We start from the raw sequence: 26,436 nt of genomic DNA on the forward strand, positions 1-26,436 counted from the left end.
CAAATCCCTCAACGGGAAGGCTGCATAGTTCGAGTTAACGTATCCATTAAACGAGGGCAAGGTCATAGCAACATGGCAAAAATGCAATTGAATTGAACAATTTCGCGATTATAGGGAAGATTGCCGCGCGGGGGAAAAGCCCGGGTGGATATGTCACTCTAAATTGCGTGCGGCCAATGCGTTGAAAGATAAGGCCAAACCAGATCAAAGGCCACTACACCGAACAATACGGCGAGCATCAACACCATCCAGAAAAGCGCACGGTTCAGCTTTTTCTGCTGCTTGACCAACACTTCGATCTGATGATCTATTCGACCGCCAGCGTGGGTCAGGTTTTGATGCAACAAACGGGGCAAACTGGGCAGTATTTGCGACCATTGCGCGGCCTCCCATTGCAGGTGGGCCTGGAACCCCTTGAACCCGATTTGCTGATGCATCCAGTTTTCGAGGTAAGGTTTGGCGGTTTTCCAGAGGTCGAGATCAGGGTCGAGCTGTCTGCCCAAACCCTCTACGTTGAGCAGGGTTTTTTGCAAAAGCACCAGCTGGGGCTGTATTTCCACGTTGAAACGGCGCGAAGTCTGAAACAGGCGCAACAGCACATTGCCCAGTGAAATTTCCTTCAGGGGTTTGTCAAAGTAAGGCTCTATGCAGGCCCGAATGGCAGATTCCAGCTCATCAATGCGGGTTTGTTTGGGCACCCAGCCGGATTGAACATGCAACTCCGCCACGCGCTTGTAGTCTTGCCGAAAAAAGGCCAGGAAGTTTTGTGCAAGGTATTGCTTGTCCACGTCGTTGAGCGTGCCCACAATGCCGAAATCCAGCGCGATGTATCGCCCGAAGTCAGCACCTTCGTCACCCACGTAGATGTTGCCAGGGTGCATGTCTGCGTGAAAAAAGCCATCGCGAAACACCTGCGTGAAAAAAATCTCAACGCCATCGCGAGAGAGCTTTTTCAGATCAATGTGATGCTCACGCAGCCTTTCAATCTGTGAAATTGGAATACCGCGCATGCGCTCCATGGTGATGGCCTCACTGGCGCAGTAATCCCAGTACATTTCAGGCACACGCAGCAAGTGCCCGCTACCGGAAACGGCCGAGAAGTTGCGCCGAAGCTGGGATGCATTGGCCGCCTCACGCATCAGGTCAAGTTCATCGTGCAGATATTTGTTGAATTCTGCGACCACTTCGCGGGGTTTGAGCCGCTTTCCATCAGCCCAGATTTTCTCAATAAGCGTGGCCGCCGTCTTCATCAGGGCAAGGTCTTTGTCAATGACCTCGTTCATGCCGGGACGCAAAACCTTGATCGCCACTGACTTGCCTTCGTGGGACCCAGCCTTGATGGTGGCGAAATGCACCTGCGCAATGGAGGCACTGGCAATGGGTTTGTCCTGAAAATCAACGAACATGTCGTCGATTTTGCGGTTCAGGCTTTGCTCAATCAGTTGACGGGCCTTGTCAGAGGGAAAGGGGGGAACCTGATCCTGCAAACGCGCCAGCTCATCGGCCACATCCTCAGGAAGAAGGTCCCGACGGGTGGACAGCAACTGCCCGAATTTGACAAAGATGGGACCCAGATCCTCCAGAGCCCGGCGCAGGCGCTCACCCCGGGATGCAGTGGAAGAAACTCGACGTGACAGAAGCTTTAACCAGGCCTTGGCCCATGGGCTCTTGATGGAATCGGCCGCAATCAAAAGTAGCCCATATTTCTGGACCACAATGGCAATGCGAAGCAGACGGCGCAACTTCATGAACCCGCGCCCTGCCGTTGTACCTGTTGCACCCGCTTTTCGAGCCTGGCCAGCTCGTCGCGCAACTTGGCGATGTCGCCACGAAATGCGTCAAACTCGTCGGCACTGGGACTCAATCCCTTTTCATACACAGCGTATTCCCGCAAGTTGGCTTTGAAGCGGTTGAACACGTCTTTCAGGTTTGTGCCGAACCCAGCCAATGTGCTCATGATCCAGACTGCCTGCGCATCACCGACGATGCGTGCCAGATCGCGCTCGGAATCCCAGGACAAATCGTTCAACACGGACGAAACCACCTGCGCAAAATCCATATCCCCCTCGATTTTGGCGCGTCTGGCTATCGAGGACGGTGCCGAAATGGAGCCGACGAGATCGGTCCATTGCATGGAAATCTGCGTGTCGACTGGCGTCTTAACGCCATTCGTACTGTGACTTGCCACGAAATAACCCTCGTGGCTGACGCGCAACGTGATGGACACGGGGGCCACTTCAATACAGACCACCTTTCCGGCCTCTTTTTGAAGCTTGTCTTTGCAGCGGCGGTGCTGCGCGATCAGATGGTTCAGAACCAGGCTGGCACTTGCCCCGATAGACCGCGAAAGCAGACTTGCGGGCAAGGCCGCCAAGCCGTTGGCAGGCGCGGAAATGCCTTTCAGAACCCGGGAAGCAAAATCGAACAAAGGGGATGCAGGGTTAGTCAAGGTCATTCCTCACAGTGAATGCACACCGGCAAGCAGCCAACCTGCCCCTGCAGCTGGCGCAACAGGGCGGACCAGCGTCCACAGCTCTTCGAACTGCTCGGCGGGTTCACCCGCCTCCTCGCGAACATGCCCTGAAAAATGAACGGTGGCGATTTCTTCATCCACGTCGAGTTCAAAACCGATCAGCTCCGCATTCAGGGTGACCACATCGGTCTGCTGACCGCCCGCAGGTCGCTGTGCCTTGATTTCCTGTTCCAGGGCACGCAAAACGTCGTCTGTGCAATATTTGTGCAGCTCAACCATGTCCGCACGATCAAACAGGGCCTGCATGGTGATGTAAAACTTCTTCACTTGGGCAATGAACGCCGACTCATCGAAACCCGCTGGCAAGGACTTGACCAAACCACCTTCGGGCTCGGGTTCAGGCGCTGCAGGTTCAAAGGTGGGTGCGTTGAAAGCACTGCCGAATTGCGTATTCGTCGACGAATTCATGGGGGAAGAGTTCTGCCCCTGACTGGCAGGCCGAAGACCAGGCTGCTGCAATGAATTGCCCATAACCCGACGCACCAGCAAAGAAAATAGCCACACTGCCAGCACGACCATCAACAAGGTACTCAAGACACTCGATAGACCCGCACCAAAGCCAAGGTGACTGAACAAGGCGGCAAGACCAATACCAGCCGCGATGCCTGCCAGCGGCCCCAGAAAGCGGGAACGAGCGGGCTGCGCGGGCGCGGGCGTGCTGGGCTGAGGCGCGGTTTTAGGCGCAGTGGACGTACTGTTTGAGGGAGCAGTGCTTCCAGATGGGGCGGGGGCAACACGTTTGCTGTAAGAAGGCGCAGTGCGCCCGATGCTGGATCCGCCACCCAGGCGTTTTGCAAGCGCCACCTGATCGGCTGCGCTACCCAGCAAAAACACCGCCAACATCACACTTAACCAAACCTGCCTGCGACCCACTGCCCTGCCCCTTAACTGAATTTCGTACCCTGATGCAGGGCTACCACGCCCGCTGTGAAATTGGTGTACCGAACCTGATCAAAACCGACATCCAGCATGATCTGCTTCAGGGTTTCCTGATCGGGATGCATGCGAATGCTTTCGGCCAGGTATTGATAGCTTTTGCTGTCTTGCGCCACAAGCTGGCCCAGCTTTGGCAACACCTGAAACGAGTACAAATCGTAGGCGGGCGCCAACAGGGGGTTCACCTTTGAGAACTCAAGCACCATGACCTTGCCACCCGGCTTGATAACGCGCCGCATTTCAGACAGTGCGATGTCTTTGTGAGTCATGTTGCGCAAGCCGAATGCCACCGTGACCACATCAAAATAGTCATCAGGAAAAGGCAATTTTTCAGCGTCGCAGAGGGCCATTTTAGGCATCAAGCCGTGATCGATCATGCGGTCGCGCCCGACCCGCAACATGCTTTCGTTGATGTCGGTGAGCCACACTTCACCGTGGCTGCCGACCCGATTCAAAAATGCTTTGCTGAGGTCACCGGTTCCACCGGCAATGTCGAGCACCCGCATGCCAGGGCGGACACCCGCTTCCCGAACAGTGGCCGCTTTCCAGATGCGGTGAAGGCCACCGGACATCAGGTCATTCATGATGTCGTATTTGGCCGCCACCGAATCAAATACTTCAGCCACTTTTTTGGCCTTTTGATCTTCAGGCACCTTTTCGAAGCCGAAGTCCGTGGTGTTGTCGTTGGTCATCGTTGAATTGTCGAGTGTTGGGTTCAGTGGCTGGCGCAGGCGCCGCCCTTTTTCTGCTGCAGTGGGATATTCTCGGGCGCGTTTGGATCGCGGCTGCCGCCCGCCTCATTCAGGCGAGTCAGATAATCATTCCAGAGGCCTTCCTGGTTTTCGCCAAGCCAATGCAGGTACTCCCATGAAAACAGGCCAGAATCGTGACCGTCGGAGAACACTGGTTTGACGGCATACATGCCGACCGGCTCAAGCTGGTTGATTTCAACATCACGCTTGCCGACCTGCAAGGTTTCTTGCCCGGGGCCATGCCCACGCACTTCTGCAGAAGGCGAATACACACGCATCAACTCGAACGGCAGCTTGAAACACGCGCCAGTGTCAAACTCCACTTCGAGAATTCGGGATTTTTGATGCACTACCAGACGCGTAGGCACTGGATTGGACGCTGACTCCATACTGCTGACACCAGAAAAGACAAAACGCTAGTTTAGCGCAGTCTGACTGTCGATAGTTTGAAAAGGCGAACGGCTGTACACTCAATGACAATTCACTCATTTGTCACATTCCTGTCATCTAACTCCATTAATTTAACGTCACGAAACAAAGAGACAACATCTGGAGAGGGATTTATGTCTAGCACGATTCTGGTGGTTGAGGACGAACCGGCGATTGCAGAGCTGATTGCGGTCAATTTGAGTTTTGCCGGACACAAGGTGCTTCGGGCTGCCGATGCAGACCAGGCTCGCACACTGATTACGGCTGAATTGCCCGACTTGGTACTTCTGGACTGGATGTTGCCCGGCAAAACGGGTATTCAATTTGCGCAAGAACTGCGCGCCCAGGAGCGTACGCGTACCGTACCCGTCATCATGTTGACGGCCCGCACCGAAGAACAGGACAAAATTGACGGCCTTGAGGCGGGCGCTGATGATTACATCACCAAGCCTTTCTCACCCAAGGAATTGCTGGCACGCATCAAGGCAGTGCTGCGTCGAAGAGCCCCCCAATTGACGGACGACACGGTGGAGGTGGCAGGCTTGAAGCTTGACCCGGTCACTCACCGGATCATCGGCAATGACACCATTCTGGACATGGGACCGACCGAGTTCCGGCTGTTGCACTTTTTTATGACCCATCAGGAACGCGTGCACAGCCGCACTCAACTGCTCGACCAAGTGTGGGGTGACCATGTGTTTGTTGAAGAACGCACGGTCGATGTGCACATTCGACGACTGCGGCAGGCTCTGACCTTGTCGGGTCATGACCGCCTGATTGAAACCGTCCGGGGTGCCGGCTACCGTTTCACATCAAAGATCAGCGAAAGCGCAGAAAACTAGTCTCCAACCCACAATCAAATCGCTTAACATGTGGGCCATGATTCCTATTCTGTTCAGGCTCCTGTCACTGATCCTCTTTTTGGGTCTGGCCGCATCCTTCGGTTCACTGTTGGGTGGGCAGGCTGGCGCGGTCACGGGCAGCATTGCAGCCGCAGTGCTGGTTTTTGCCCAGCAGGCCAGGTCTGGCTTTAAAGTGCTGGCCTGGCTGGACGATTTCAAACCTGAAAACGTTCCCAATTTGTCAGGTTGGTGGGACGACCTCTCCGCCAAGCTGTTTCACTACCTGCGCCTTCATCAACGTCAACAACAGGCACTGAGTAGCGCGCTGGTGTCGTTTCGCACTGCCGCCCAAGCCTTGCCTGACGGGGTTGTTACGCTCGATTCACGTGGGCACATTTTGTGGTGCAACGAGACCGCCCAAAACCACCTGGCCTTGAAACTGGGCAGTGACATCGGTCAACCTTTGGTCAACCTGGTGCGAAACCCTGATTTTGCAGCCTACCTGAAAAGCCAAATCTGGGAACAGCCCCTCGTGATGCGTTCACCCCGAACGGCCGCCAAAATTCTGTCTGTCCAGATCGTCAGCTATGGCGACCACCAGATGCTGGTGCTGACACGTGACGTCACCCAAATGGAAAAGCTTGAGCGCATGCGTCGCGACTTTATCGCCAATGTGTCACACGAACTCAAAACCCCGTTGACCGTGTTGACGGGGTTCTTGGAGACCTTCCGGGATCTACCGCTTTCACCGGAGCAACAGCATGAATACCTCAACCTGATGCACACCCAGGCCAGCCGGATGCAAAACCTGGTGGAAGACCTTCTGACCTTGTCTGCGCTTGAATCGGCCGGTACGCACAAAGACGGCGAAGCGGTGGACCTGAGCGGACTGGCCCAACGCTGCGCCGACGAGGGCATTCAACTGTCAGCGGGCAAGCACGACATATCGGTTCATGTCGAGCCGGGCCTTAAAACCCAAGGCAACCAAGCCGAGTTGCACAGTGCCCTGTCCAACATTGTGACGAATGCGGTGCGGTACACCCCCGAAGCCGGAAAAATCGAAATCAGGCTGGTGAGAGGCCAAAATGACCTGGGGCAGCCCTGCAATGTGTTCACGGTGAAAGACAATGGCATTGGCATCGCAGCTGAACACATCCCGAGGCTGACCGAGCGTTTCTATCGCGTCGACAGAAGTCGCTCAAGAGAATCAGGTGGCACCGGGCTTGGCCTGGCCATTGTCAAACACGTGGTGTCTCGCCACGATGGCGAACTGGACATTCAAAGCCGTCCCAATGTGGGCAGCACCTTCACCATTTGCCTGCCCCTGCTCAGGGCGAGCGCGGCCAAAGCGGCCTGAAAGGGCCGCGTTCCACGGCCGCCCTCAAGCGGGCAATTCTTCATCCGAATGGGTTTGCAGCGCCATAAACACGTCACTGCGCGACAGCACGCCCACCAGCTTGTACCGATCGCTGCGGCTGAGCACTGGCAAAGCCTGTAAGCCGTATTTGATCATATGATTTACGGCGAGGCGGACCGTCATGTCGTCGAACACAAATCTAGGCTTGTCTTTCAGCAGTTCACCGATTGGCGACTCGGTTGAAGAATGCGCCATGACTTCGTCCAGACTGATCACCCCACGCAGTCTGTTCTGTGAGTCGACCACTGGATACTCATGATGCAAAAAAGCAGCAGGATCGGCTTTGACCCGCTGTTGCAGAGTCAAAACGGATTCGTCAGCACTGAAACTTTGAACCCGTGTGTTGGCAATTTTGCCCACGGCAAGGTGCGCCAGTGGATCCGCCGAGTATTCCGCTGGGGCATGTACACCACGGCGTGCAATTTTCTCGGTCATGATGGTGTTGCGCATGACCAGGGAAGACACCAAATAAGCAGCCGCACATCCACCCAACAAAGGCAGCAAACCCATGGGTTGCAGGGTTGTCTCAAACGCAAACACAACCGAAGTCAGCAGGGCACGCGATGCACCCGCAAACAGGGCTGCCATGCCAACCAGCGCCGCCACGCGGACGTCAATACCGAGAGCTGGAGCCACCGAGTTCACTGCCTGCCCCACCAGCAAACCAAGACCGCCGCCAAGCGTAAAAAGTGGGGCCAAAGTGCCGCCGGAGGTACCGCTGCCCAGAGAAATCGACCACGAAATGAATTTAAAGGCACAGAGAAATGCAACCGCCTTCCAGGCCAGACTGGCAGACAAAATGTTGGTGATGTTGTAATAACCGACCCCCAGTGTGTCCGGCGCAAAATAGCCGGCAACACCCACGGCAATGGCCCCGACGGCAGGCCACCACATCCAGTGTATGGGCAATTTTTCAAAGGCATCCTCAATGGCGTAGACAGCCCGCGTGATTGCAGCGGCAGCCAGCCCCATGAATCCGCCCAAAACGGTGTAAAACGCCAAAGCAGACAGTGAGGGTGCTGCCAACACTGGCATTGCAAAGATGGCATGCGGCCCTTCCAGCACAATGCGCATCCCAGCGGCCGTGGCCGCTGCCAAGGCAACAGGAATAATGGAACGCGGTCTGTATTCGAAGAGTAGCAGTTCAATGGCCAGCAACACAGCCGACACCGGGCTTCCGAAAATGGCAGACATGCCTGCAGCGGCTCCTGCTGCCAACAGGGTTTTGCGTTCAGCCACCGACACACGAATTTTCTGCCCCACGAAAGAACCCAGGGCACTGCCCGTGGCGATGATCGGCCCCTCCGCACCGAACGGTCCACCCGTGCCGATGGAAATCGCCGACGACACCGGTTTTAAAAACATGATCCGCGCGGGGATTTTGCTTCGATTGATCAAGATCTGCTCCATGGCTTCGGGAATGCCGTGACCACGGATGGCCTTTGAACCGTACCGAGCCATTAAACCAATCACGATTGCCCCGATGACAGGAATGACAACAACCCACCACCCCAAATGATGCACAGCATCGGCTGGCCCTCGAGATTCAAGAGACCAATGGCCATAAAAGGCGATGTTGGTGATCAGCGAGATCAAGGTCAACATGGCCCAGGCCACCGCACTGGCCGCAAAACCCAGGCCAATGGACAAGAGACTGAGGCGAACCACGCGCGAATCGACAAGACCTGGTTGAATCGGAAAATCACTTTGCTCGACGACGAGATCAAGCGACGGGGAGACCGTCAAACCCTGTGCAGTGGAAGTGCGGGAGTGAAGGGGGTCGGGATGTTTGGATGTGTTGCTTGGCATGCTCTTAACCGGTTGATACAAGGTTAAACCGCATGCAGGCGCGCAGGCTTGACGGGTTGAACCCGCGCAGCCTGCGTCGGCTTTAGGTGAGCGCCATTGTAAACGGAAATGGACACATTTTGACGAAATTTACCAGGTTGAACTTTGATCAATCGTTGGCTACCCAGGTGTCCTTGTTTGAGGCATCACTATGATTTCAAATCAATATTCACGCATATCGACTGTGTCTGGCACTTCAATTGGCGGACACCTACTTGGCTACCCGGCACTGTCCGAAGAAAACAACAACTCTCTGGAACTGTCTGGAATGGTTCAGTTTCCAGCCTTGGGCACCGCGATTCACTGGAAATGACCATCCGAAATTCAATTGCAATGGGATTCAACCTGGAGGACATTGAAGAAGCGCTGAAACCAGAGCTAGAAGATTTAATACGTCAAACTCTGGGTCGACAGCACTTTGAGACTCGGGTGAAACTTGACAACAGCGGCTGGATAGACACCCTTGCTTAAGAAAACCGGCCCTTCATGTGCAAAGCCAAATGTTCAATCAAGTGAGTTTTGCGATTCAGCACCGCTTGCTGACGAACGGCCAAAGCGGCATCCGGCCTGGCGTTGGCCCACACTGGGGCCGGAAAATGGGCATCGTCCGTAAATCGGGGAATGACATGCCAGTGCAGGTGAGCAACCACGTTGCCCAAGGTGGCCAGATTGACCTTGTCTGCCTTCATTTCCTGCAATACAAAACGTTCAAGCAGCACAACAACCCGCATACAAAGCAGTTGATCTTCATCCGAAAGGTCTGAGAACTCGCGCACATGCGATTGCCAGACCAATCTCAGAAAACCGGGGTACAGCGGCTCATCGGCCCAAATGACGCGAAACTTGGAATGTTCGAAAACAAGTTTCCCGCCTGCCGATTGGCAAAGCGGGCAATCCTGAACAAGCGAATGCGCCTGAGACATCAATGAACCCTTAGACCAGAATCCGCTCAATACCGCCCTGATTGGCGTTTTGAACGTATTGCGGCAGCCAGTTTTCACCCAGAATGTGCTTGGCAATTTCGACCACAATGTAGTCTGCTTCCAAAGTGGCGTCTTTGCTGTATCGGCTCAAACCTTGCAAGCATGACGGGCAGCTGGTCAGGATTTTCACCTGGGCATCGGCGTCGTCTTGGCGCAGTTTGTCGGCCCCTTTGCGCATTTCTTCTTCCTTGCGGAAACGCACCTGGGTGGACACGTCTGGACGAGACACGCCGAAGGTGCCGGATTCGCCGCAGCAACGGTCGTTCTTTTCGATCTTCTGCCCCTGCAAATCGCTGTTGATCAACTGGTTGACCACTTTGAGCGGTTCGTAGGTTTTCATCGGTGTGTGACAGGGGTCGTGGTACATGTACTTCACGCCTGTGACCTGGTCCAGCTTCACGCCTTTTTCCATCAGGAATTCGTGGATGTCGATGATGCGACAACCGGGGAAAATCTTCTCGAACTCGTAGTTCTGCAACTGGTCGTAACAGGTGCCACAGCTGACCACCACGGTTTTGATGTCGAGGTAGTTCAGCGTGTTGGCAACCCGGTGAAACAGCACGCGGTTGTCCGTGATGATTTTCTCGGCCTTGTCGGTTTGCCCGGTGCCGCGTTGTGGGTAACCACAGCAGAGGTAACCGGGCGGCAACACGGTTTGAACGCCCACGTGCCACAGCATGGCTTGAGTGGCCAAACCGACCTGACTGAACAGCCTTTCAGAGCCGCAACCCGGGAAATAGAACACCGCCTCAGACTCGGATTGTGTCGTCTTTGGATTGCGAATGACCGGTACGTAATCGCTGTCTTCAATGTCCAACAGTGCACGGGCGGTTTTCTTGGGCAAACCGCCTGGCATTGGCTTGTTGATGAAGTGAATCACCTGCTCCCGAATGGGCGCTTTGCCCACCGTTGCGGGCGGATGGCTGGTTTGTCGATCCACAAGGCCCAATGACTTGCCCACTTTGTAGGCAAATCGCTGCAATTTAAACCCAACACCAACCATACCAACGCGCATGGCCTTGATGGTGGCTGGGTCTTTGGCATTGAGAAATGCCATGGCGGTGGCTGTACCGGGGTTGAAGCTCTTCTTGCCCATTTTGCGCAACAGTGAGCGCATGTTCATGGACACATCACCAAAGTCGATGTCAACCGGGCAAGGCGTCAGGCATTTGTGGCACACCGTGCAATGGTCGGCCACGTCTTCAAACTCTTCCCAGTGCTTGATGGACACGCCTCGGCGAGTCTGCTCTTCATACAAGAAAGCTTCGACCAACAAAGAGGTGGCCAAAATCTTGTTGCGTGGGCTGTAGAGCAAGTTGGCGCGCGGCACGTGTGTTGAACACACGGGCTTGCACTTGCCGCAGCGCAGACAGTCTTTCATGGAATTCGCGATTGAGCCAATGTCCGACTGGCTCATGATCAGGCTTTCATGCCCCATCAGGTTAAAACTGGGCGTGTACGCATTGGCCAGGTCGCCGCCAGGCAGCAGTTTGCCCTTGTTGAAGCGGCCCTCGGGGTCGACCTTTTGTTTGTAATCCTGGAATGGCTTGAGCTCGGCGTCTGTGAGGTATTGGTATTTGGTAATGCCAATGCCGTGTTCGCCAGAAATGACACCGTCCAGGTCGCGCGCAATTTGCATGATGCGATCCACAGTGTGCTCGGCTTCACGCAACATGTCATAGTCGTCAGAATTGACAGGAATGTTGGTGTGTACGTTGCCATCACCAGCATGCATGTGCAGGGCCACAAACACGCGGCCGCGCAGCACTTTCTTGTGGGTGTCGCGCATGAGCTGTGCAACGGGCGCAAACAGGCCGCCGGCAAAAATCTTGTCGAGGTGTGCCCGAATTTCAACCTTCCAGGACACACGAACGGTGCGGTCTTGCAGCACATCGAACACCCGCGCGCCGGGCTGTGTGGCCACGCGCTTGCGTAGCTCAGATTCCAAAGCCCCAAGGCCCATGGCATTCAACACGGGAATGGCGGCTTCCAGATCAGCGTCCATGTTACCGAGCAGCCAACCCCAGCGCTCGTGAACCTGCTCCAGCAACTCGACACTTCGGCTTACCCGTTCGGACAGTGCATCCTCGGAGGTGAGCTTGTCCGCCTCGGGGTCGTCACTTTTACCCAGTGGCAACGGCCCTTCCAGCGCGCTGCGCAATGCGGCCACCAAACGCAACTTGTTGCGAATGGACAGTTCAATGTTGATCCGTTCGATGTGATCGGTGTATTCGCCCATGCGGTGCAGCGGAATGACCACGTCTTCGTTGATCTTGAAGGCGTTGGTGTGGCGGGCAATCGCGGCTGTTCTGGATCGATCCAGCCAGAATTTCTTGCGCGCCTCGGGGCTGACGGCAATAAAGCCCTCGCCCGCACGGCCATTGGACAAACGAATGACTTCGGAAGCGGCTTTGGCCACCGCATCGTCGTCGTCACCCACGATGTCACCAATCAGGACCATTTTCGGGAAAGCCCCGCGTTTGGACTTCGGGCTGTAACGCACTGCACGCAGATAGCGTTCATCGAGGTGCTCAAGACCCGCCAGAATGGCGCCCATGGCCTTGCCTTCACCGTCCAGATAATTCTTGATTTCAACAATCGAAGGCACTGCGTCGCGGGCCTGACCATAAAATTCGAGACAGACGGTACGCACGTGGCTGGGCATGCGGTGCAAAACCCACTTGGCCGAGGTGATCAGTCCGTCACAACCTTCTTTTTGCACGCCTGGCAAACCCGCCAGAAATTTGTCGGTCACGTCTTTACCAAGGCCGACCTTGCGGAAGCGGGCGCCTGCGATTCGCAGGGTTTCTGTCTTCAGGATTTTGGCATTGGGCTTTGCATTGCCATCTGACCAGACCAGCTCAAACACCGCCTCATCGACATCGTGAATTTTGCCGAAGTTGTGGCCTACGCGGGTCACCTCCAACCAGTCGCCCTGCGGGTCGACCATTCTCCACCAGGCAAGGTTGTCGAGCGCTGTGCCCCACAACACCGCTTTTTTACCACCCGCATTCATGGCCACGTTGCCGCCAATGCAGCTGGCTTCAGCAGACGTGGGATCAACGGCGAACACGCGCCCGGCGCCATCCGCGGCTTCAGACACGCGTTTGGTAACCACACCGGCGCCCGAGAAAATGGTGGCGTACTCTTGATCGCACCCCGGCAGCTTTTCAAAAGCAACCGGGCCAAGCTCTTCCAGTTTTTCGGTGTTGATCACGGCTGAATCGGCCGTCAACGGCACTGCACCACCGGTGTATCCAGTGCCGCCCCCCCGTGGAATGATGGTCAAACCCAGATGAATACAGGCCTTCACCAGACCCGGAATTTCCTTCTCATGGTCTGGCGTAAGCACGACAAATGGATATTCGACGCGCCAATCTGTGGCGTCGGTAACGTGTGACACACGCGACAAACCGTCGAACTTGATGTTGTCTTTGGCCGTGTGGCGGCCAAGCTCGGCCAGTGCCCTGCTGCGCAACTGCGCCACGTGCTCGAATTCTTTCTGGAAATCAAACACGGCTTTTTCAGCGCTGGCCAGCAGTTCGCGCACCACCTGGTTGCGATGGTCATCCGCAGCGTCTTCCGTGTTGTCCTGACGGCGGTGATCAATCTCGCTCAGTCGATGAAACAGGGCCTCAATCAGGGCAGCCAGTCGTTTGGGATTGTCCAGCAGGTCGTCTTGCAGATAGGGGTTGCGACGCACCACCCAGATGTCACCCAGCACTTCAAACAACATGCGGGCAGAGCGGCCTGTGCGGCGTTCCTGCCGCAATTCCTGAAGAATGTCCCAGGCGGCGCCACCGAGCAACCTGACCACAATTTCGCGATCGGAAAAAGAGGTGTAGTTGTACGGAATTTCACGCAGACGGGCAGACTCGCTTGCGGAGGGCTTCAATGTTTTCAGTTCAGTGGGTGCGTTCATTCAAAACCTTCATACAGCTCAGATTTTCATCTTATCAACCTGAGGCACGCACGGCTAGGGGCAGTGCTCAGGAATGGGCAAATCCACATCAATACAATCAGTTACATTCGTTTGGGCGCCGAGACACCCAACACATTCAAACCATTTGAAATGACGCTGGCCACCGCCAGCAACAAGGTTAAACGGGCCTGCTTCAAGGCCTCATCGTCCACCAGCACCCGCTCTGCGTTGTAGAAGGTGTGGAAGGCACCGGCCAAATCACGTAGGTAAAACGCAACATGGTGCGGGGCCAGTTCATCGGCGGACTTGGCCAGCACGTCGCCGTAGGCGGCCAATTGGCGAATCAACTGCAGCTCGGACGGTGCGGTCAGCAGATCCGTGTTGCCATTCAAGCCGACGACATTGCCGCCCCATTGGTCCAGAATGGAGTGAATTCTGGCATGGGCATATTGCACGTAATAGACCGGGTTTTCATCAGACTGCGAAAGTGCCAGGTCCACGTCAAAAACAAACTCGGTGTCTGCCTTTCTGGACACCAGGAAGAAACGCACAGCGTCTCGGCCCTTGGTGAGCGCCTCAACCTGCCCCAGAATGGGCTGACTTTCATCGACACCACCTGACCAGCACACCAAGTCACGCAGGGTGACGTAGCTGCCGGCACGCTTGGAGATTTTCACCTCTTGACCGCCTTTCATGACGGTGACCATTTTGTGCAGCACGTAATCGGGGTAGCCCTGCGGAATACCAAAGCCACTGGCCTGCAGGCCGGCGCGAACGCGTGCGATGGTGCCGTGGTGATCAGTGCCCTGAATGTTGATCACCTTGCCAAAACCACGGCGGAACTTGCTGATGTGGTAGGCCACGTCGGGCACGAAATAAGTGTAGCCGCCGTCAGACTTGCGCATAACGCGGTCTTTGTCGTCACCGTAGTCGGTGGAACGCAACCACAGTGCACCGCCTTCTTCGAACGTTTTGCCAGAGGCCACCATGGCATTGACGGCCTCTTCAACCTTGCCCTCGGTGTAGAGCGAGCTTTCAAGGTAGAACTGGTCAAACTGCACCCCGAAGGCCTTCAAATCGAGGTCTTGCTCGGCGCGAAGGTAAGCCACTGCAAACTGGCGAATGCTTTCCAGATCGTCTGCGTTGCCGCTGGCCTGCACAGGCTCGCCATCTGCGGCCTGCACTTGCTTGCCGGCCAGAAAATCTGCGGCAATGTCGGCAATGTAGTCGCCGTTGTAGGCCGACTCTGGCCATTGGGCGTCGCCCGGCTTGAAGCCTTTGGCTCGAGCCTGCACAGACACGGCCAGCGTGTGAATTTGAACGCCGGCGTCGTTGTAATAAAACTCTTTGTGAACATTCCAGCCCTGCGCGCGCATCACGGCTGACAAGGCATCACCCAGTGCCGCCTGACGACCATGCCCCACATGCAAAGGGCCGGTGGGGTTGGCGGATACGAATTCGATCAATACGGATTTGTCTGCACTGGCAGGTTTGCGGCCAAACTGTTGACCTTGCGCCAACACCTGCGCAATCACCTCGCCGTGCGCTTTGCTGCTGAGACGCACGTTGATGAAGCCCGGGCCCGCAATGTCAATGGCCTGAACCAGACCACTGCCTGCCAACTGTGCGCTGACACTGTCGACCAAGGCTTGTGCCAGTTCACGCGGGTTGCGTTTGGCAGGCTTGGCCAACTGCATGGCCAGATTGCAGGCCACGTCGCCGTGAGAGGCATCTTTGGGCTTTTCAAGCGTGACCGTGCCGTTGAATGGCTGGCCCAAGGCCTGTTCAGCGGCTTTGGCAAAGGCTTGCGTCAGAATTTCGCGTTGGTTGGAAAGCATGATGTGGTCGAATCGGTCGAATTCACTGAAGAACCTGACATTTTACCAAGGCTTGCAAACACTTGCTTCAATTGTCAAACAAAGCTTGAATTTGTTTTCTGCGAAATGCGTCGACCGTCGATTGCGGATTTTGCCCACCAGCGGCTGCCAGCGCCTGACGCAACCCATCGCGAAACGAACCGTCCATTTGCTGATTCGCAAACATCCTGATTTTTTCAAGCCAAGCTGCCCCCACAGGCACTGACTGACCCGCTTGCCAGATGAGATGGAGCACATCCAGAAGACGCTCTGGCTTGCGATACACGTCCACAGCTGCAAAAAAAGCCACCCAGTCATCAAGCGCCACTGCCGTCTGTTTTTGAATCTGACACAACACCCGTGTCGAGTCCTGAATCCCCCTGGGCACACGCCAGTGATCGAACAAAAGGGCATGATTGACTTGATCAAAATGACTCAGCCAAGCCGACCATCGATGTTCAGGGGTGGACAATTTGTCCAAGGTGGCCAGGCAGACATTCGAGGTGGCTGACGAGGCATCGACACCCTGTGGCAACAATTCGGGCCAGGCCCGCAATTCACTGAGCAAACTCAGCATTCGGGAAGGCAAAGGTTCTTTAAAACCTTTGGTGAATTCAGCATACACCCGCTCGGCCACCAGTTCGGCCAATTCCCCCTGCTCCACCAGGGCGCGGCACAAGGCCATGGTTTCGGGGTGAACAGTGAAGGTGGTGTAGCGGGCCAGAAAGCGGGCCAGACGCAAGACGCGCAAGGGGTCCTCAGCAAAGGCTGGGCTGACATGGCGAAACACGCCATTGGCCAAATCGGCTTTGCCACCATAGGGGTCAATGAGATCACCGTGTTGATCCATGGCCATGGCATTGAAGGTGAAATCACGGCGACAAAGGTCTTCCTGCACCGTGACCTCAGGGTCGGCATGGAAGATGAAGCCCTTGTAGCCCTTGCCACTTTTTCGCTCGGTGCGGGCCAGGGCATATTCATCCTGAGTCTGCGGATGCAAAAACACGGGGAAATCAGCACCGACCGGTTTGAAGCCCAAACGCAACATCAACTCAGGCGTGGCGCCCTGCACCACCCAGTCGCGCTCGTGCACCGGCCGGTCCAGCAACAAATCCCGCACAGCGCCTCCCACCAAAAAAACGCGGGCCTTCTGCTGCAAAGCCAGCACAGTGGAATCGGGCTTGAAGCCAGTCAGGTTCGCGCTGTTCAGTTCGGGCATCGTTGAGTTTGTGGTTTTAACTGCCTGCCACTGTAACGCAAAGCGGCACTACAGTGTATCGAGATTGCGCAGCATCGTTTCAGCAGTTTGCCGGATGGCAGCCTGCGCCTGATTATCCTGCTTTTGCCAGTTTTTGGCCATCAACGCGGTGCGCGGGTTGCCAACCAGCATGGGTTCATGGCGGGCGATGAAATCCCAATACAGGGTGGTGAATGGACAGGCCGTGTCGCCGGTTTTCTGGTCTGGACGGTATTTGCAACCCTGGCAATAATTGCTCATGCGCTTGATGTAAGCGCCAGACGCGATGTAGGGCTTGCTGGTGAACCGGCCTCCGTTGGCAAAAAGCGCCATGCCTGCCACGTTGGGTAACTCGACCCATTCAACCGCGTCAACATACACCGCCAAAAACCAGTCCTCCACCTGCTGGGGCGAAAGCCCCGCCAGCAGGGCGAAATTGCCAATCACCATCAAACGCTGAATGTGGTGGGCATAGGCATGCTCCAGTGTTTGACCGATGCTTTCCTTCATGCAGTTCATGTGGGTTTTGCCCGTCCAAAACCAGGCGGGCAAGGGGTGCTCGGCCTTCAGATGGTTGGCCTGACGCATGAGAGGCATGTCGAGCCAGTACACACCCCGCATGAACTCACGCCACCCCAGAATTTGCCGAATAAACCCCTCGGCGCTGGGCAAATCCACCTTGCCTTGTTCGTAAGCCTGCTCAGCGGCCGAAATAACCTCACGTGGGTCAAACAGGTGCAAATTGATGGCAGCGGCCAACAGGGAATGCCAGCCGAAGGGCGTGTCCGTCCACATGGCATCTTGGTAGGGTCCAAATTTGGGCAGTCGATGTTCGATAAAATGCGCCATGGCCTGCCGGGCCTGAACAGGGGTGACAGGCCAGGCAAACGAATTCAGCTGACCCGGGTTGTCTGGCAATAATCTTTCAACCTCGCCAATCACTTCACGCGTGATGTCATCGGGTTCGAAACCACAATGAGGTGTGATCTCGCCAGGGCCGGATTTCGGAAATGCACTGCGATTGTCTGCATCGAAATTCCATTGACCTCCCTCAGGATCTTTGCCATCCATAAGGACCTGGTGCTGCTGACGCATTTCGCGATAGAAATACTCCATGCGCAACTGCTTGTATTTACTGGCCCACTTGGCAAAGGCTGCCCTGCTGCACATGAAGTGCGAGTCTTCAACGATTCGAAGCCCGACACCTGCCTGCTTGGTGGCGTTCAAAATATCCTGCTCCAGTCGCCACTCGCCCGGCTCCAGAAGATTGAGATGCGATATTCCGTGGCTTTGACACAACTGAACCACTCGGTCAGGCAGGGAGACCTCTCCAGTGTCAGCCAGCTTGCTGTAGATCACTTTGAATCCGTCTGCCCGAAGCTGTTGCGCAAAGTGGCGCATGGCTGACAAGAACAAAGCTGTGCGCGCCTTGTGAACCCAAACCACCTTGGACTCTGACAAGGCTTCGATCAGGATGACAGTCGTTTCGCTGGGGGAATTGGCGCGCAGCAAAGGGCTGTTTGCCCAAAGCTGATCGCCTAATACAAGAACTGCATGCATGCGTGAAACCCAAGTGCAAGTGAGTTATTAGCCAGATTTGGCGCGCTTTCGGCACGCGTCAGAACAATATTTGACGTCATCCCAATTCTTTGCCCAGCTTTTTCGCCAGGTCATGGGTTTTTGACAAACAACGCAGGCTTTGCTGGGCAGAAAAGACTTGTTGCCTTTGAAAGACCCGCTTTGACGACGGTCAGGCACGATCAGGATGACGCCTGCGCCAATTGGTGACTGCGCTCACAATGTCGTCGAGTGTGTCCAGCAGAATGAAGTCGTCTGATTTGCGCTTGCGCAAGGCCGATGAGGCACCACCGCACCACACCTCGGTGTTGGGGGGCAGGTTTCTCTTGAGCTCCATGACAGCGTCTACCACTGCGGGTGAAGACTGCACGGAAGAAAAGGACAGCGCTACCACATCCACATTCTTGGACTGGCAGGCCAAGCCAATGTCGTAAATGGGGGTTTGTGTTCCAAGCGAAATGGTGTGAGCACCCTCGATGCCAAAGATACACTCGGCCATCAACAGGCCAAGGCCGTGAAGCTCATTGGGCAACGTGGTCAACAACACACGTGGGCCCTTGAAGGAGGTCTGGATGGTGCTGAGTGCATTGCGAAGCACCACCTGAATCACTTCGGTGTACAGGTGCTCTTCAAAAATCTCGAAATATCCGCGTGCCCATGCATCACCCACCAACACGTTCATAGGGGCGACCACGTCGACCACGAAGCGGCGCAAGCCGCGTGTCAGCACCAAGCGAGACATGGTCTGCTTGAATTCGTCCGATTTGCCTTGCTTGATCAATTCGAGGTAGTCCTGCAACTCGTCGACGCCATCGGCGGGCATTCGTACAAGCGTCCCGGCGCTGCTGACCGCAGCCAATGAGGACAATTCGTCGGCGGACAATTTGATGATTTTGCCGGGGCGATGACCTGCATCCAGCAGCCGCTTGATCATGCGGAGCTTTTCAACCTGCTCGGTTGGATAAATTCTTTCGCCAAACTCGTCTCGTGCAGGAACGGGAAACTCATACCGCTTTTCCCAGACACGCAAGGTGTCTTTGGACAAGCCGGTGTCCCGCTCGACTGCAGCGATGGAAAACATGGGTTGTTCAAATTCGGATCGAGTGTTCATAAAACCTGTGCTACTTGGTCAAAATCACTTTTTGTCTAGGACAAATTGACTTTGCCGCTATTCCTTATAATAATGGATTTTAGGTGAATAAGATACCTTTAACTAGACCCCCCTTGGTGGTGGGCATATTTGACTGGTTTATTTTACCCACTTTGTATTTTTTTGCGACCCGAATCTGGCCAAGACAGCAAGGCTTATTTTGGTCTTGAAGTGCATCTGATGCACATCCATCAACTAGCAGCAAACCATGGAGGTCATCTCATGAATGCACCCGAAACAATGTTTCTACCTGACGAGCAATCCCGTGCAGACACCCGCAACATTGCCATCCAGCGTGTGGGTGTTCGCGGCATCAAGCACCCGGTCATTGTTGAAACTCCCGCCGGCCCACAGCCCTCAGTGGCTCAAATTGAAATGACAGTGCACTTGCCTGCCGACGTGAAAGGCACGCACATGTCGCGTTTTCTGGAAGTGTTGCAGGCGCACGAATCCGCACTGAACATTGTGACCTTCAAACACATGATGGTCGAAATGCTGGATCGACTCGAATCCACACAAGGCACAATCACCATGAAATTCCCTTACTTCGTGCGCAAGGTAGCGCCGGTGTCCGGGGTTTCAAGCTTGATGGATTATGAGGTGACGCTGGAAGCAGACCGCAGCGGCAAGCAGACCGACGTCTACCTGACCGTGTTGGTGCCAGTGACCAGCCTTTGTCCTTGTTCCAAGAAGATTTCGGACTACGGTGCGCACAACCAGCGTTCACACATCACGATTCGGGCACTGGTCGAAGACCATGTGACGCCGGAAGACCTGATTGCCATGGCCGAACAATCTGCATCCTGTGAATTGTGGGGGCTGTTGAAGCGCCCCGACGAGAAATACGTGACCGAGCGCGCTTACGACAATCCCAAATTTGTGGAAGACCTGGTTCGGGATGTCGCGATATGCCTGCGCAAAAGCAACAAGGTGCTGGCGTACCGAGTGGAAAGCGAGAATTTTGAATCCATCCACAACCACTCTGCAGTGGCATGGATTGAAGAAGACAAACGTTCTGCCTAATCCAAAAGTCTGTCCGAACCGTTTTCTGGTTAGACGCTCACTTTTCAGGTTAGCATTGACCAAACACAAAGCTGGACCTGCCCCGTGGGGGGCACGCCCGGCTTTCTTTTGAGAACGATTGAGAGACAACATGACCCAGGCTATCAAGGCCCAAAGCAAACCCAAAGTTGCAGTCATTGGCGGCGGCATTTCAGGCTTGACCGCAGCTTACCAGTTGCGCGACTTCGCAGACGTCACCCTGTTTGAGGCCAACGACTACATTGGCGGTCACACCAACACCGTGGACATCGAGGTGGATGGAACACCGGTGTCCGTTGACACCGGGTTTCTGGTCTACAACGAGCGCACCTATCCCAATCTGATTCAATTGTTCAAAGACCTGGACGTCGAGACCGTGGGCTCTGACATGTCTTTTTCAGTGTGTCTGCCTGAACTGAATCTGGAGTGGGCTGGCACCAACCTGAACACCGTGTTTGCCCAGCGTCGCAACCTGTTCAAGCCCCGTTTCCTGAGAATGCTGCTGGACATCCTGAAGTTCAACAAGGAAGCCACTTCGCTGGTGACAGAGGCGGGTCGCGCACAGTTGTTCGAGAAGCTGTCCAACTTGAGCCTGGGCCAGTACCTGGACCAAGAAAAATACTCCAAAGAATTTCGCGACTGGTATCTGGTGCCGATGGCGGCGGCCATTTGGTCTTGCCCCACCGAGCAGATGCTGGCATTTCCCTTGGCGACGTTCGTGCAGTTTTGCCACAACCACGGCCTGCTGCAGGTGGAAAACCGTCCGCGCTGGTTCACGGTCAAAAACGGAGCACGCAATTACGTGCAGAAAATGCTGCCTCACATTCCCGTGGTGCACGCCTCGACACCCGTCAGCGCTGTAGACACGCAGAGCGGAAAGCCTGTGGTGCACAGCGCCTTGGGGGCACTTGAATTTGATGCGGTCGTGATGGCCTGCCACAGCGACCAGGCCCACAGCATGTTGAAAGGCAATGAGGCGCAGCGCGCTGAACTGTCCAAAGTGGCGTATCAACCCAATGTGGCTTATCTGCACACCGACGCGGCATTGATGCCCAAAACACGCAGCACCTGGTCCTCTTGGAACTACCTGAGCGATGTGCTGAACCCACAACCCAGCGTGTCAGTGACCTATTGGTCCAACAGTCTGCAGCCTTTGCCCGTTGAAAAGCCGATATTTGTCACGCTGAACCCGATCATCAAGCCAAATCCTGAACTGGTTTATCGAGAAATTCACTACAGCCACCCGGTGTTTGACCTGGCCGCCATTGAGGCCCAAAAAGCACTTGCCCATTTGCAGGGTCTGAATGGTGTCTATCTGGCCGGTGCGTGGATGAAATATGGCTTTCACGAAGACGGCCACACGTCTGGCCTGAATGCGGCCGATGCCCTGCGCAAAAACTGGCAAATGGCCAGCCAGAAGGTGGCCTGATGTCACTCGGCCTTGACCGTGTGGAATTGGCGCATGGGCTGGTCAGGCACCAGCGCTTCAAGCCAAAACCAAACGGTTTCGAAACCGGCGTGTGCTTCATTCGTCTCATTTTCAGCCCCAAAGGCGGATTGACAACCGCGGGAAAATGCAACGGCCTGAACATCGACCAAGGTGGTTTGCTGTCGGTCATGGCCAGCAGCTATGGGCTTGAGAAGCACTCGCTTCAATTTCCGGCACTGATCGAAACGCTGAAGCAAACCATCCAACAATCCACGGATGTCGATCTGGATGGCGAAGTACACCTTCACACTTTTCCGAAGGTGTTGGGCTATGCCTTCAACCCGGTCAGCTTTTGGCACTTCCACGACACGGAGGGGCGATGCAAGGTGATACTTTGTGAGGTGAACAACACCTTTGGTGAGCGTCATTTTTACCTGCTGCACAACCCCGGTGCTGAGGTTTTGAACCGTGGAGCCCTGTTGCAATCGGCCAAGGAATTTCACGTGTCACCGTTTTTTCCGGTGTCCGGACGATATGAATTCCGTTTTATGCAGCACCAACACAAAAGCGTCGCAAGAATCAATTATTTTGACCAGAATGAGCTGAAACTGACCACCAGCGTCAGCGGTGAATTCATGACGCCCACATCCAAACGCTGGGCACAGGCGTTAACCCGATATGGGTGGTTTACGCTGATGGTCATCGTGAAGATTCATTGGCAGGCATTAAAACTGCTTGCCAAAGGTGCCAAGTTTCACACCAAACCCGAACCACCGACCCGATCGATTTCACAAACACGAGTCAAATCAGAGACATGAATCAGGCCATTATCCGTTTCCCGCAATTTGAGATTCCGTCCCATGCACCTTCTTCAGTGCACTGGACCTTGAAGCTGTTAAACAAATTGAAAAAAGGACAGCTGGAGGTTATCACCCCTGAAGGTGTACACCTGCTGTTTGGTGAAGAAGGTGACAAGCCGAGCGCCCAAATTCGCCTGCATTCCTGGTCTGTGTGTTCAAGCGCGCTGAAATCAGGCGACATCGGTTTCGCAGAGAGTTACATCGCGGGTGAGTGGGAAACTAATAATCTGGCCGATCTGCTGGGGGTTTTCCTTGAAAACCGAAAGGCGGTGGAACAGGTGATTTACGGCAGCAAACTGGGCAGCCTGGCCTACAAGATCAAGCACTGGTTTAACCGAAACACCAAAGCGCAAGCCAAAAAGAACATTCACGCTCATTATGACTTGGGCAACCCGTTTTACCAGCTGTGGCTGGACCCCTCAATGACCTACAGCAGTGCATTGTTCGACGGCAACACCAGTTTGTCGCTGGAACAGGCGCAACAGGCCAAATACGGGGCCTTGCTGGATTTCCTGCAACCAAAACAAGGTGACTCTGTGCTTGAGATTGGCTGCGGTTGGGGCGGCTTTGCCGAAAACGCCTGCAAAATGGGCGCAAGCGTAGTGGGCCTCACCTTGTCTTCCGAGCAGTTGCACTTCGCCACCGAGCGCCTGAACGCCCAAAGCTTGGGTGACAAGGCCGAATTCAGGCTTGAAGACTACAGGGACTGCAAGGGTCAGTTTGACCACATCGCCTCCATCGAGATGTTCGAAGCAGTGGGTGAAGAGTACTGGCCCAAATACTTTGAATCGGTCAACCGCTTGCTCAAACAGGGTGGAAAAGCTGCGATACAGACCATCACGATTGCCGACGATCTGTTCGAGCGTTATCGCAAGTCAACCGATTTCATTCAACAGTACATTTTCCCGGGTGGCATGCTGCCGAGCCCGTCACGCTTCCGTGAAATGGCCGAGAAAAACGGTCTGAAAGTGGTGGGTGAAAAGGCTTTCGGCAAGGACTATGCCGAAACGTTGCGTCAGTGGCGGTCGGCTTTCATGAAGCAGACCAACAATGTGCTTTCTCAGGGGTTTGATGAGCCGTTTATCCGCACCTGGGAGTTTTACCTCGCCTATTGCGAGGCGGGTTTCCAGTACGAAAGCACAGACGTTTACCAGTTCTATCTCCAAAAGGTTTGATTCGATGCGTGTGTTCCTGTGCTCTCTGGCGTTCAGTGTGGCCCTGCCCCTTCTGGGCTTCATGAATGGTGCGGCATCGGCAAATGAGGCCACAAACCCACCGCCGCAAGAGGTGATGCAAGCCATACCCGGTGCGCATCGATTGGGTGGTGGCACCTACACTTGGTTTGCGCTCCACGTGTACGACGCACAGTTGTGGAGCAGCGCCGATTCAAAATCCTTTGATTACACGCGCGACCCATCGTGGCTGGAGCTGAAGTATGCCCGCGACTTCAAAGGTGCAAAAATCGCGAGCAAAAGCCGTGACGAAATTGAAGACATGCACCCCGACCTGAAGGACAAAACCCTGGATGGCTGGGAAAAGCAGATGGCAGACATTTTTCCAAATGTGAAAGAGGGCCAGACATTGAGTGCGCTGTACCAGCCGGGCAAGGGAATTCAATTTTTCAAGGATGGCAAACCCATTGCTGCGCTGAAAGACGAGGCCTTGTCCAAAGCCTTCATGGCAATCTGGCTCGATCCCAAAACTTCTGACCCCGACTTCAGGCGCAAGTTGATTGGCCTGAGCAACTAAGAACCGTGAGCGGCACTGGCAACACCTCAAAACTTCTGAGCTACGGCCTTCTGGGTTGCGCAGTGGGCATGGTGGCAGTGCCCATTTACATCCAGGTGCCCTACCTCTATTCAAGGGTGTATGGCGTACCTGCTGCTTGGGTCGGCAGCATTTTGTTGATTTCCCGCCTGATTGACGCCATTCTTGACCCGATCATCGGCCTTTGGGTGGACAAACCTTCCAGTTCAAGCAACCGTTACAAACTTCCGCTGCTGATGGCAGTGCCCCTGCTACTCGGTGGGATGTACGTGGTGTTCTTCCCATTCGGAAGTGGCCCAACCCAACACGCGCTCAGCCTGCTGGCCGGCCTATTGATTGTGCATTTGGGTTACAGCTTTTCGACCATTGCCTACCAGGCTTGGGGGGCGGAACTGGGTCACACCGACAAGGAGAGATCCACCTTTGTGGCTGTGCGGGAGGGTGTTGGCATATTGGGTGTGGTGTTTGCCGTGTCTTTTGCACTGGATGCGCACGCTGAACTGTTGTACTGGGGCTTTGCCGTCAGCCTGCTGGCAGGCATGGGCTTGCTTTTGAAATACGCCCCCCAACCCAATGTGCGGGCGGGTCACCACCATTCGGCAGCACTTGCAGGCCAGGTTCAGCTGCCAAGCAGCTGGAAAGCCATCACCAAACCACTACAGAACTCGCCATTTCGCAAACTGCTGGGTGTTTTTTTGTTCAATGGTTTGGCCGCCAGCCTGCCCGCCACGCTCGTGCCCTTTTACCTGCGTGACCGCCTTGGTCTCGACGAAAGCTTTCAGTGGGTACTGGGCATTTACTTTTTAACTGGCGCTGGGTCGACCGTGTTCTGGGTGTGGCTGGCCAGTCGAATCGGGCTTGCAAAGTCGTGGTTGATGGGCATGATTATCGTGATCCCGGCCTTCGTCATTGTGGTGCTGCTGGGCAAGGGCGACCTGTACGGCTACATTGTGGTTTGCCTGTTGACCGGCTTTGCCTTGGGGGCAGACTTGTCCCTGCCAGCAGCCTTGCTGGCCAAAATCATTGAAGACAATGGTGAACGGGGCATGGCCGAAGGCACTTACTTTGGTCTCTGGAACTGGGTCAACAAATTGTGCCTGGCCTTGGCGCCCACCGTGGCACTGGGCGTGTTGCAATGGTTCAACTACTCACCAGCGTCCATTGATCACAACACGGTTTTTCAGAACCCACTCATCTGGATGTATGCGCTGCTACCCTGCGCATTGAAGGTTATTGCGATTTTAATGATGTCTGCAAGTGGCCTGATTAAACAATCAGCCAGCGGACAACCCAAAGGAGAATTGGCATGAAGTATTTTGCAAAAATTCAGGTTTGGAGCCTTGCCTGTATGCTGGGCTTGGGACTTTTGGCCGGTTGTGCTGGCCCCACCCCCGCTGATTATGCAAATCAGACACCCAAATTTGACCTGAAGCAGTATTTCAACGGCAAGGTGGATGCCGTGGGCATGGTGCAGGACCGCTCTGGCAAGGTCATCAAGCGATTTTCTGTGCTGCTCGATTGCAAATGGGACGGCAACAACGGCACACTGAACGAGTACTTTGAGTACTCAGACGGCACCAAGCAAACCCGCGTTTGGCACATTGTGAAAGACGGTGACCACTACGTTGGCACAGCCGCGGACGTGGTGGGCAAAGCCTTGGGAGAAGCATCGGGCAATGCCTTGCACTGGTCCTACACGTTGGCACTGCCGGTTGACGATTCCGTGTACAACATTCAATTCAATGACTGGATGTTCCAGATGGACAACAAGACGATGCTGAACCGTGCTGTGATGAGCAAATTCGGTTTCAAAGTGGGCGAGATTTTCCTGAGTTTTCACAAACGCGATTAAACTT

The 26,436-nt window shown here is 55.0% G+C and carries 23 protein-coding genes; 10 read left to right on the plus strand and 13 right to left on the minus strand.

Translation table 11 applies throughout. The annotated features are described in order from the left end of the window. Positions 1–158: 158 nt before the first annotated feature. The 5 genes from ubiB to QQJ87_RS09865 are packed head-to-tail and all read right to left on the minus strand — an operon-like array spanning position 159 to position 4,610. Entirely contained in the window at positions 159–1,748 is a 1,590-nt protein-coding gene (gene ubiB / locus QQJ87_RS09845; protein ID WP_284281517.1) for a ubiquinone biosynthesis regulatory protein kinase UbiB, read from the minus strand. Next, on the minus strand, positions 1,745–2,449 hold the full coding sequence (locus QQJ87_RS09850) for a ubiquinone biosynthesis accessory factor UbiJ (RefSeq protein WP_284281518.1): 705 nt from the start codon (positions 2,447–2,449) through the stop codon (positions 1,745–1,747). Before QQJ87_RS09850 ends, ubiB begins: the two co-directional genes overlap by 4 nt. Before the next feature lie 9 nt (positions 2,450–2,458). Next, the gene (locus QQJ87_RS09855; RefSeq protein WP_284281519.1) at positions 2,459–3,406 is read right to left on the minus strand and encodes a Tim44 domain-containing protein; all 948 of its coding nucleotides are present in this window, start codon (positions 3,404–3,406) and stop codon (positions 2,459–2,461) included. Positions 3,407–3,417: 11 nt separating this feature from the next. Then, positions 3,418–4,161 carry a bifunctional demethylmenaquinone methyltransferase/2-methoxy-6-polyprenyl-1,4-benzoquinol methylase UbiE gene (gene ubiE, locus QQJ87_RS09860; RefSeq protein ID WP_284281520.1) on the minus strand — a complete coding sequence of 248 codons (744 nt, stop codon included), beginning with the start codon at positions 4,159–4,161 and terminating at the stop codon, positions 3,418–3,420. Between the two features lie 23 nt (positions 4,162–4,184). Further along, entirely contained in the window at positions 4,185–4,610 is a 426-nt protein-coding gene (locus QQJ87_RS09865; RefSeq protein WP_284281521.1) for a gamma-butyrobetaine hydroxylase family protein, read from the minus strand. Between the two features lie 174 nt (positions 4,611–4,784). Here QQJ87_RS09865 and phoB point away from each other — a divergent pair, with 174 nt between their 5' ends. Together phoB and phoR are read left to right on the plus strand one after the other, a co-directional pair. Then, positions 4,785–5,492: a phosphate regulon transcriptional regulator PhoB gene (gene phoB / locus QQJ87_RS09870; protein WP_284281522.1), complete on the plus strand. Its 708-nt coding sequence runs from the start codon at positions 4,785–4,787 to the stop codon at positions 5,490–5,492. A 37-nt stretch (positions 5,493–5,529) separates the two neighbouring features. Further along, positions 5,530–6,849, plus strand: coding sequence for a phosphate regulon sensor histidine kinase PhoR (gene phoR / locus QQJ87_RS09875; RefSeq protein ID WP_284281523.1), 1,320 nt, complete (start codon positions 5,530–5,532; stop codon positions 6,847–6,849). Between the two features lie 24 nt (positions 6,850–6,873). Here phoR and QQJ87_RS09880 read toward each other — a convergent pair whose 3' ends face one another. Then, positions 6,874–8,718 (minus strand): chloride channel protein, encoded by a 1,845-nt coding sequence (locus tag QQJ87_RS09880; protein ID WP_284281524.1) that lies wholly within the window; start codon positions 8,716–8,718, stop codon positions 6,874–6,876. 190 nt (positions 8,719–8,908) lie between these two features. Between QQJ87_RS09880 and QQJ87_RS09885 the strand changes: the two genes are divergently transcribed. Further along, positions 8,909–9,070, plus strand: a complete 162-nt coding sequence (locus QQJ87_RS09885) for a hypothetical protein (protein ID WP_284281525.1) — start codon at positions 8,909–8,911, stop codon at positions 9,068–9,070. A gap of 154 nt (positions 9,071–9,224) precedes the next feature. On the opposite strand, the gene QQJ87_RS09890 is transcribed toward QQJ87_RS09885, so the two are convergent. From QQJ87_RS09890 to QQJ87_RS09920, 7 genes are all read right to left on the minus strand, one after another. Continuing rightward, on the minus strand, positions 9,225–9,680 hold the full coding sequence (locus tag QQJ87_RS09890) for an HIT family protein (protein WP_284281526.1): 456 nt from the start codon (positions 9,678–9,680) through the stop codon (positions 9,225–9,227). A gap of 10 nt (positions 9,681–9,690) precedes the next feature. Then, complete coding sequence (locus QQJ87_RS09895; RefSeq protein ID WP_284281528.1) at positions 9,691–13,662, minus strand: FAD/FMN-binding oxidoreductase; 3,972 nt, start codon at positions 13,660–13,662, stop codon at positions 9,691–9,693. A gap of 101 nt (positions 13,663–13,763) precedes the next feature. Beyond that, positions 13,764–15,500 carry an arginine--tRNA ligase gene (gene argS / locus QQJ87_RS09900; RefSeq protein WP_284281529.1) on the minus strand — a complete coding sequence of 579 codons (1,737 nt, stop codon included), beginning with the start codon at positions 15,498–15,500 and terminating at the stop codon, positions 13,764–13,766. Positions 15,501–15,567: 67 nt separating this feature from the next. After that, positions 15,568–16,737, minus strand: coding sequence for a tRNA nucleotidyltransferase/poly(A) polymerase-related protein (locus tag QQJ87_RS09905; protein ID WP_284281530.1), 1,170 nt, complete (start codon positions 16,735–16,737; stop codon positions 15,568–15,570). Positions 16,738–16,785: 48 nt separating this feature from the next. Then, entirely contained in the window at positions 16,786–18,315 is a 1,530-nt protein-coding gene (locus QQJ87_RS09910) for a cryptochrome/photolyase family protein (RefSeq protein ID WP_284281532.1), read from the minus strand. 27 nt (positions 18,316–18,342) lie between these two features. Continuing rightward, entirely contained in the window at positions 18,343–18,513 is a 171-nt protein-coding gene (locus QQJ87_RS09915) for a DUF2256 domain-containing protein (RefSeq protein ID WP_284281534.1), read from the minus strand. Next, positions 18,506–19,444, minus strand: a complete 939-nt coding sequence (locus tag QQJ87_RS09920; protein WP_284281535.1) for a MerR family transcriptional regulator — start codon at positions 19,442–19,444, stop codon at positions 18,506–18,508. Before QQJ87_RS09920 ends, QQJ87_RS09915 begins: the two co-directional genes overlap by 8 nt. Before the next feature lie 261 nt (positions 19,445–19,705). On the opposite strand from QQJ87_RS09920, the gene folE2 reads away from it, so the two are divergent. The 7 genes from folE2 (at position 19,706) to QQJ87_RS09955 (ending at position 26,432) form a co-directional block, all read left to right on the plus strand. Beyond that, entirely contained in the window at positions 19,706–20,506 is an 801-nt protein-coding gene (folE2, locus tag QQJ87_RS09925; protein WP_284281537.1) for a GTP cyclohydrolase FolE2, read from the plus strand. Positions 20,507–20,636: 130 nt separating this feature from the next. Continuing rightward, positions 20,637–21,953, plus strand: coding sequence for an NAD(P)/FAD-dependent oxidoreductase (locus QQJ87_RS09930; RefSeq protein ID WP_284281539.1), 1,317 nt, complete (start codon positions 20,637–20,639; stop codon positions 21,951–21,953). Then, entirely contained in the window at positions 21,953–22,771 is an 819-nt protein-coding gene (locus QQJ87_RS09935; RefSeq protein WP_284281541.1) for a DUF1365 domain-containing protein, read from the plus strand. Before QQJ87_RS09930 ends, QQJ87_RS09935 begins: the two co-directional genes overlap by 1 nt. Beyond that, positions 22,768–23,988, plus strand: coding sequence for an SAM-dependent methyltransferase (locus tag QQJ87_RS09940; protein WP_284281542.1), 1,221 nt, complete (start codon positions 22,768–22,770; stop codon positions 23,986–23,988). Before QQJ87_RS09935 ends, QQJ87_RS09940 begins: the two co-directional genes overlap by 4 nt. A gap of 4 nt (positions 23,989–23,992) precedes the next feature. After that, positions 23,993–24,562 (plus strand): chalcone isomerase family protein, encoded by a 570-nt coding sequence (locus QQJ87_RS09945; RefSeq protein WP_284281543.1) that lies wholly within the window; start codon positions 23,993–23,995, stop codon positions 24,560–24,562. Between the two features lie 5 nt (positions 24,563–24,567). Beyond that, entirely contained in the window at positions 24,568–25,890 is a 1,323-nt protein-coding gene (locus QQJ87_RS09950) for an MFS transporter (RefSeq protein ID WP_284281544.1), read from the plus strand. Beyond that, positions 25,887–26,432 carry a DUF3833 domain-containing protein gene (locus QQJ87_RS09955; protein WP_284281545.1) on the plus strand — a complete coding sequence of 182 codons (546 nt, stop codon included), beginning with the start codon at positions 25,887–25,889 and terminating at the stop codon, positions 26,430–26,432. Before QQJ87_RS09950 ends, QQJ87_RS09955 begins: the two co-directional genes overlap by 4 nt. The last annotated feature ends 4 nt before the right edge of the window (positions 26,433–26,436 follow it).

It is taken from the genome of Limnobacter litoralis, from assembly GCF_030160455.1.
GTDB classification, from domain to species: domain Bacteria; phylum Pseudomonadota; class Gammaproteobacteria; order Burkholderiales; family Burkholderiaceae_B; genus Limnobacter; species Limnobacter litoralis.

Bases quoted from the DNA above. Each gene is read 5' to 3' on its own strand.
- ubiB (WP_284281517.1), bottom strand. From the start codon at position 1,748: ATGAAGTTGCGCCGTCTGCTTCGCATTGCCATTGTGGTCCAGAAATAT.
- ubiE (WP_284281520.1), bottom strand. From the start codon at position 4,161: ATGACCAACGACAACACCACGGACTTCGGCTTCGAAAAGGTGCCTGAA.
- QQJ87_RS09865 (WP_284281521.1), bottom strand. From the start codon at position 4,610: ATGGAGTCAGCGTCCAATCCAGTGCCTACGCGTCTGGTAGTGCATCAA.
- phoB (WP_284281522.1), top strand. From the start codon at position 4,785: ATGTCTAGCACGATTCTGGTGGTTGAGGACGAACCGGCGATTGCAGAG.
- phoR (WP_284281523.1), top strand. From the start codon at position 5,530: ATGATTCCTATTCTGTTCAGGCTCCTGTCACTGATCCTCTTTTTGGGT.
- QQJ87_RS09880 (WP_284281524.1), bottom strand. From the start codon at position 8,718: ATGCCAAGCAACACATCCAAACATCCCGACCCCCTTCACTCCCGCACT.
- QQJ87_RS09885 (WP_284281525.1), top strand. From the start codon at position 8,909: ATGATTTCAAATCAATATTCACGCATATCGACTGTGTCTGGCACTTCA.
- QQJ87_RS09890 (WP_284281526.1), bottom strand. From the start codon at position 9,680: ATGTCTCAGGCGCATTCGCTTGTTCAGGATTGCCCGCTTTGCCAATCG.
- QQJ87_RS09895 (WP_284281528.1), bottom strand. From the start codon at position 13,662: ATGAACGCACCCACTGAACTGAAAACATTGAAGCCCTCCGCAAGCGAG.
- argS (WP_284281529.1), bottom strand. From the start codon at position 15,500: ATGCTTTCCAACCAACGCGAAATTCTGACGCAAGCCTTTGCCAAAGCC.
- QQJ87_RS09905 (WP_284281530.1), bottom strand. From the start codon at position 16,737: ATGCCCGAACTGAACAGCGCGAACCTGACTGGCTTCAAGCCCGATTCC.
- QQJ87_RS09910 (WP_284281532.1), bottom strand. From the start codon at position 18,315: ATGCATGCAGTTCTTGTATTAGGCGATCAGCTTTGGGCAAACAGCCCT.
- QQJ87_RS09920 (WP_284281535.1), bottom strand. From the start codon at position 19,444: ATGAACACTCGATCCGAATTTGAACAACCCATGTTTTCCATCGCTGCA.
- folE2 (WP_284281537.1), top strand. From the start codon at position 19,706: ATGAATGCACCCGAAACAATGTTTCTACCTGACGAGCAATCCCGTGCA.
- QQJ87_RS09930 (WP_284281539.1), top strand. From the start codon at position 20,637: ATGACCCAGGCTATCAAGGCCCAAAGCAAACCCAAAGTTGCAGTCATT.
- QQJ87_RS09935 (WP_284281541.1), top strand. From the start codon at position 21,953: ATGTCACTCGGCCTTGACCGTGTGGAATTGGCGCATGGGCTGGTCAGG.
- QQJ87_RS09940 (WP_284281542.1), top strand. From the start codon at position 22,768: ATGAATCAGGCCATTATCCGTTTCCCGCAATTTGAGATTCCGTCCCAT.
- QQJ87_RS09945 (WP_284281543.1), top strand. From the start codon at position 23,993: ATGCGTGTGTTCCTGTGCTCTCTGGCGTTCAGTGTGGCCCTGCCCCTT.
- QQJ87_RS09955 (WP_284281545.1), top strand. From the start codon at position 25,887: ATGAAGTATTTTGCAAAAATTCAGGTTTGGAGCCTTGCCTGTATGCTG.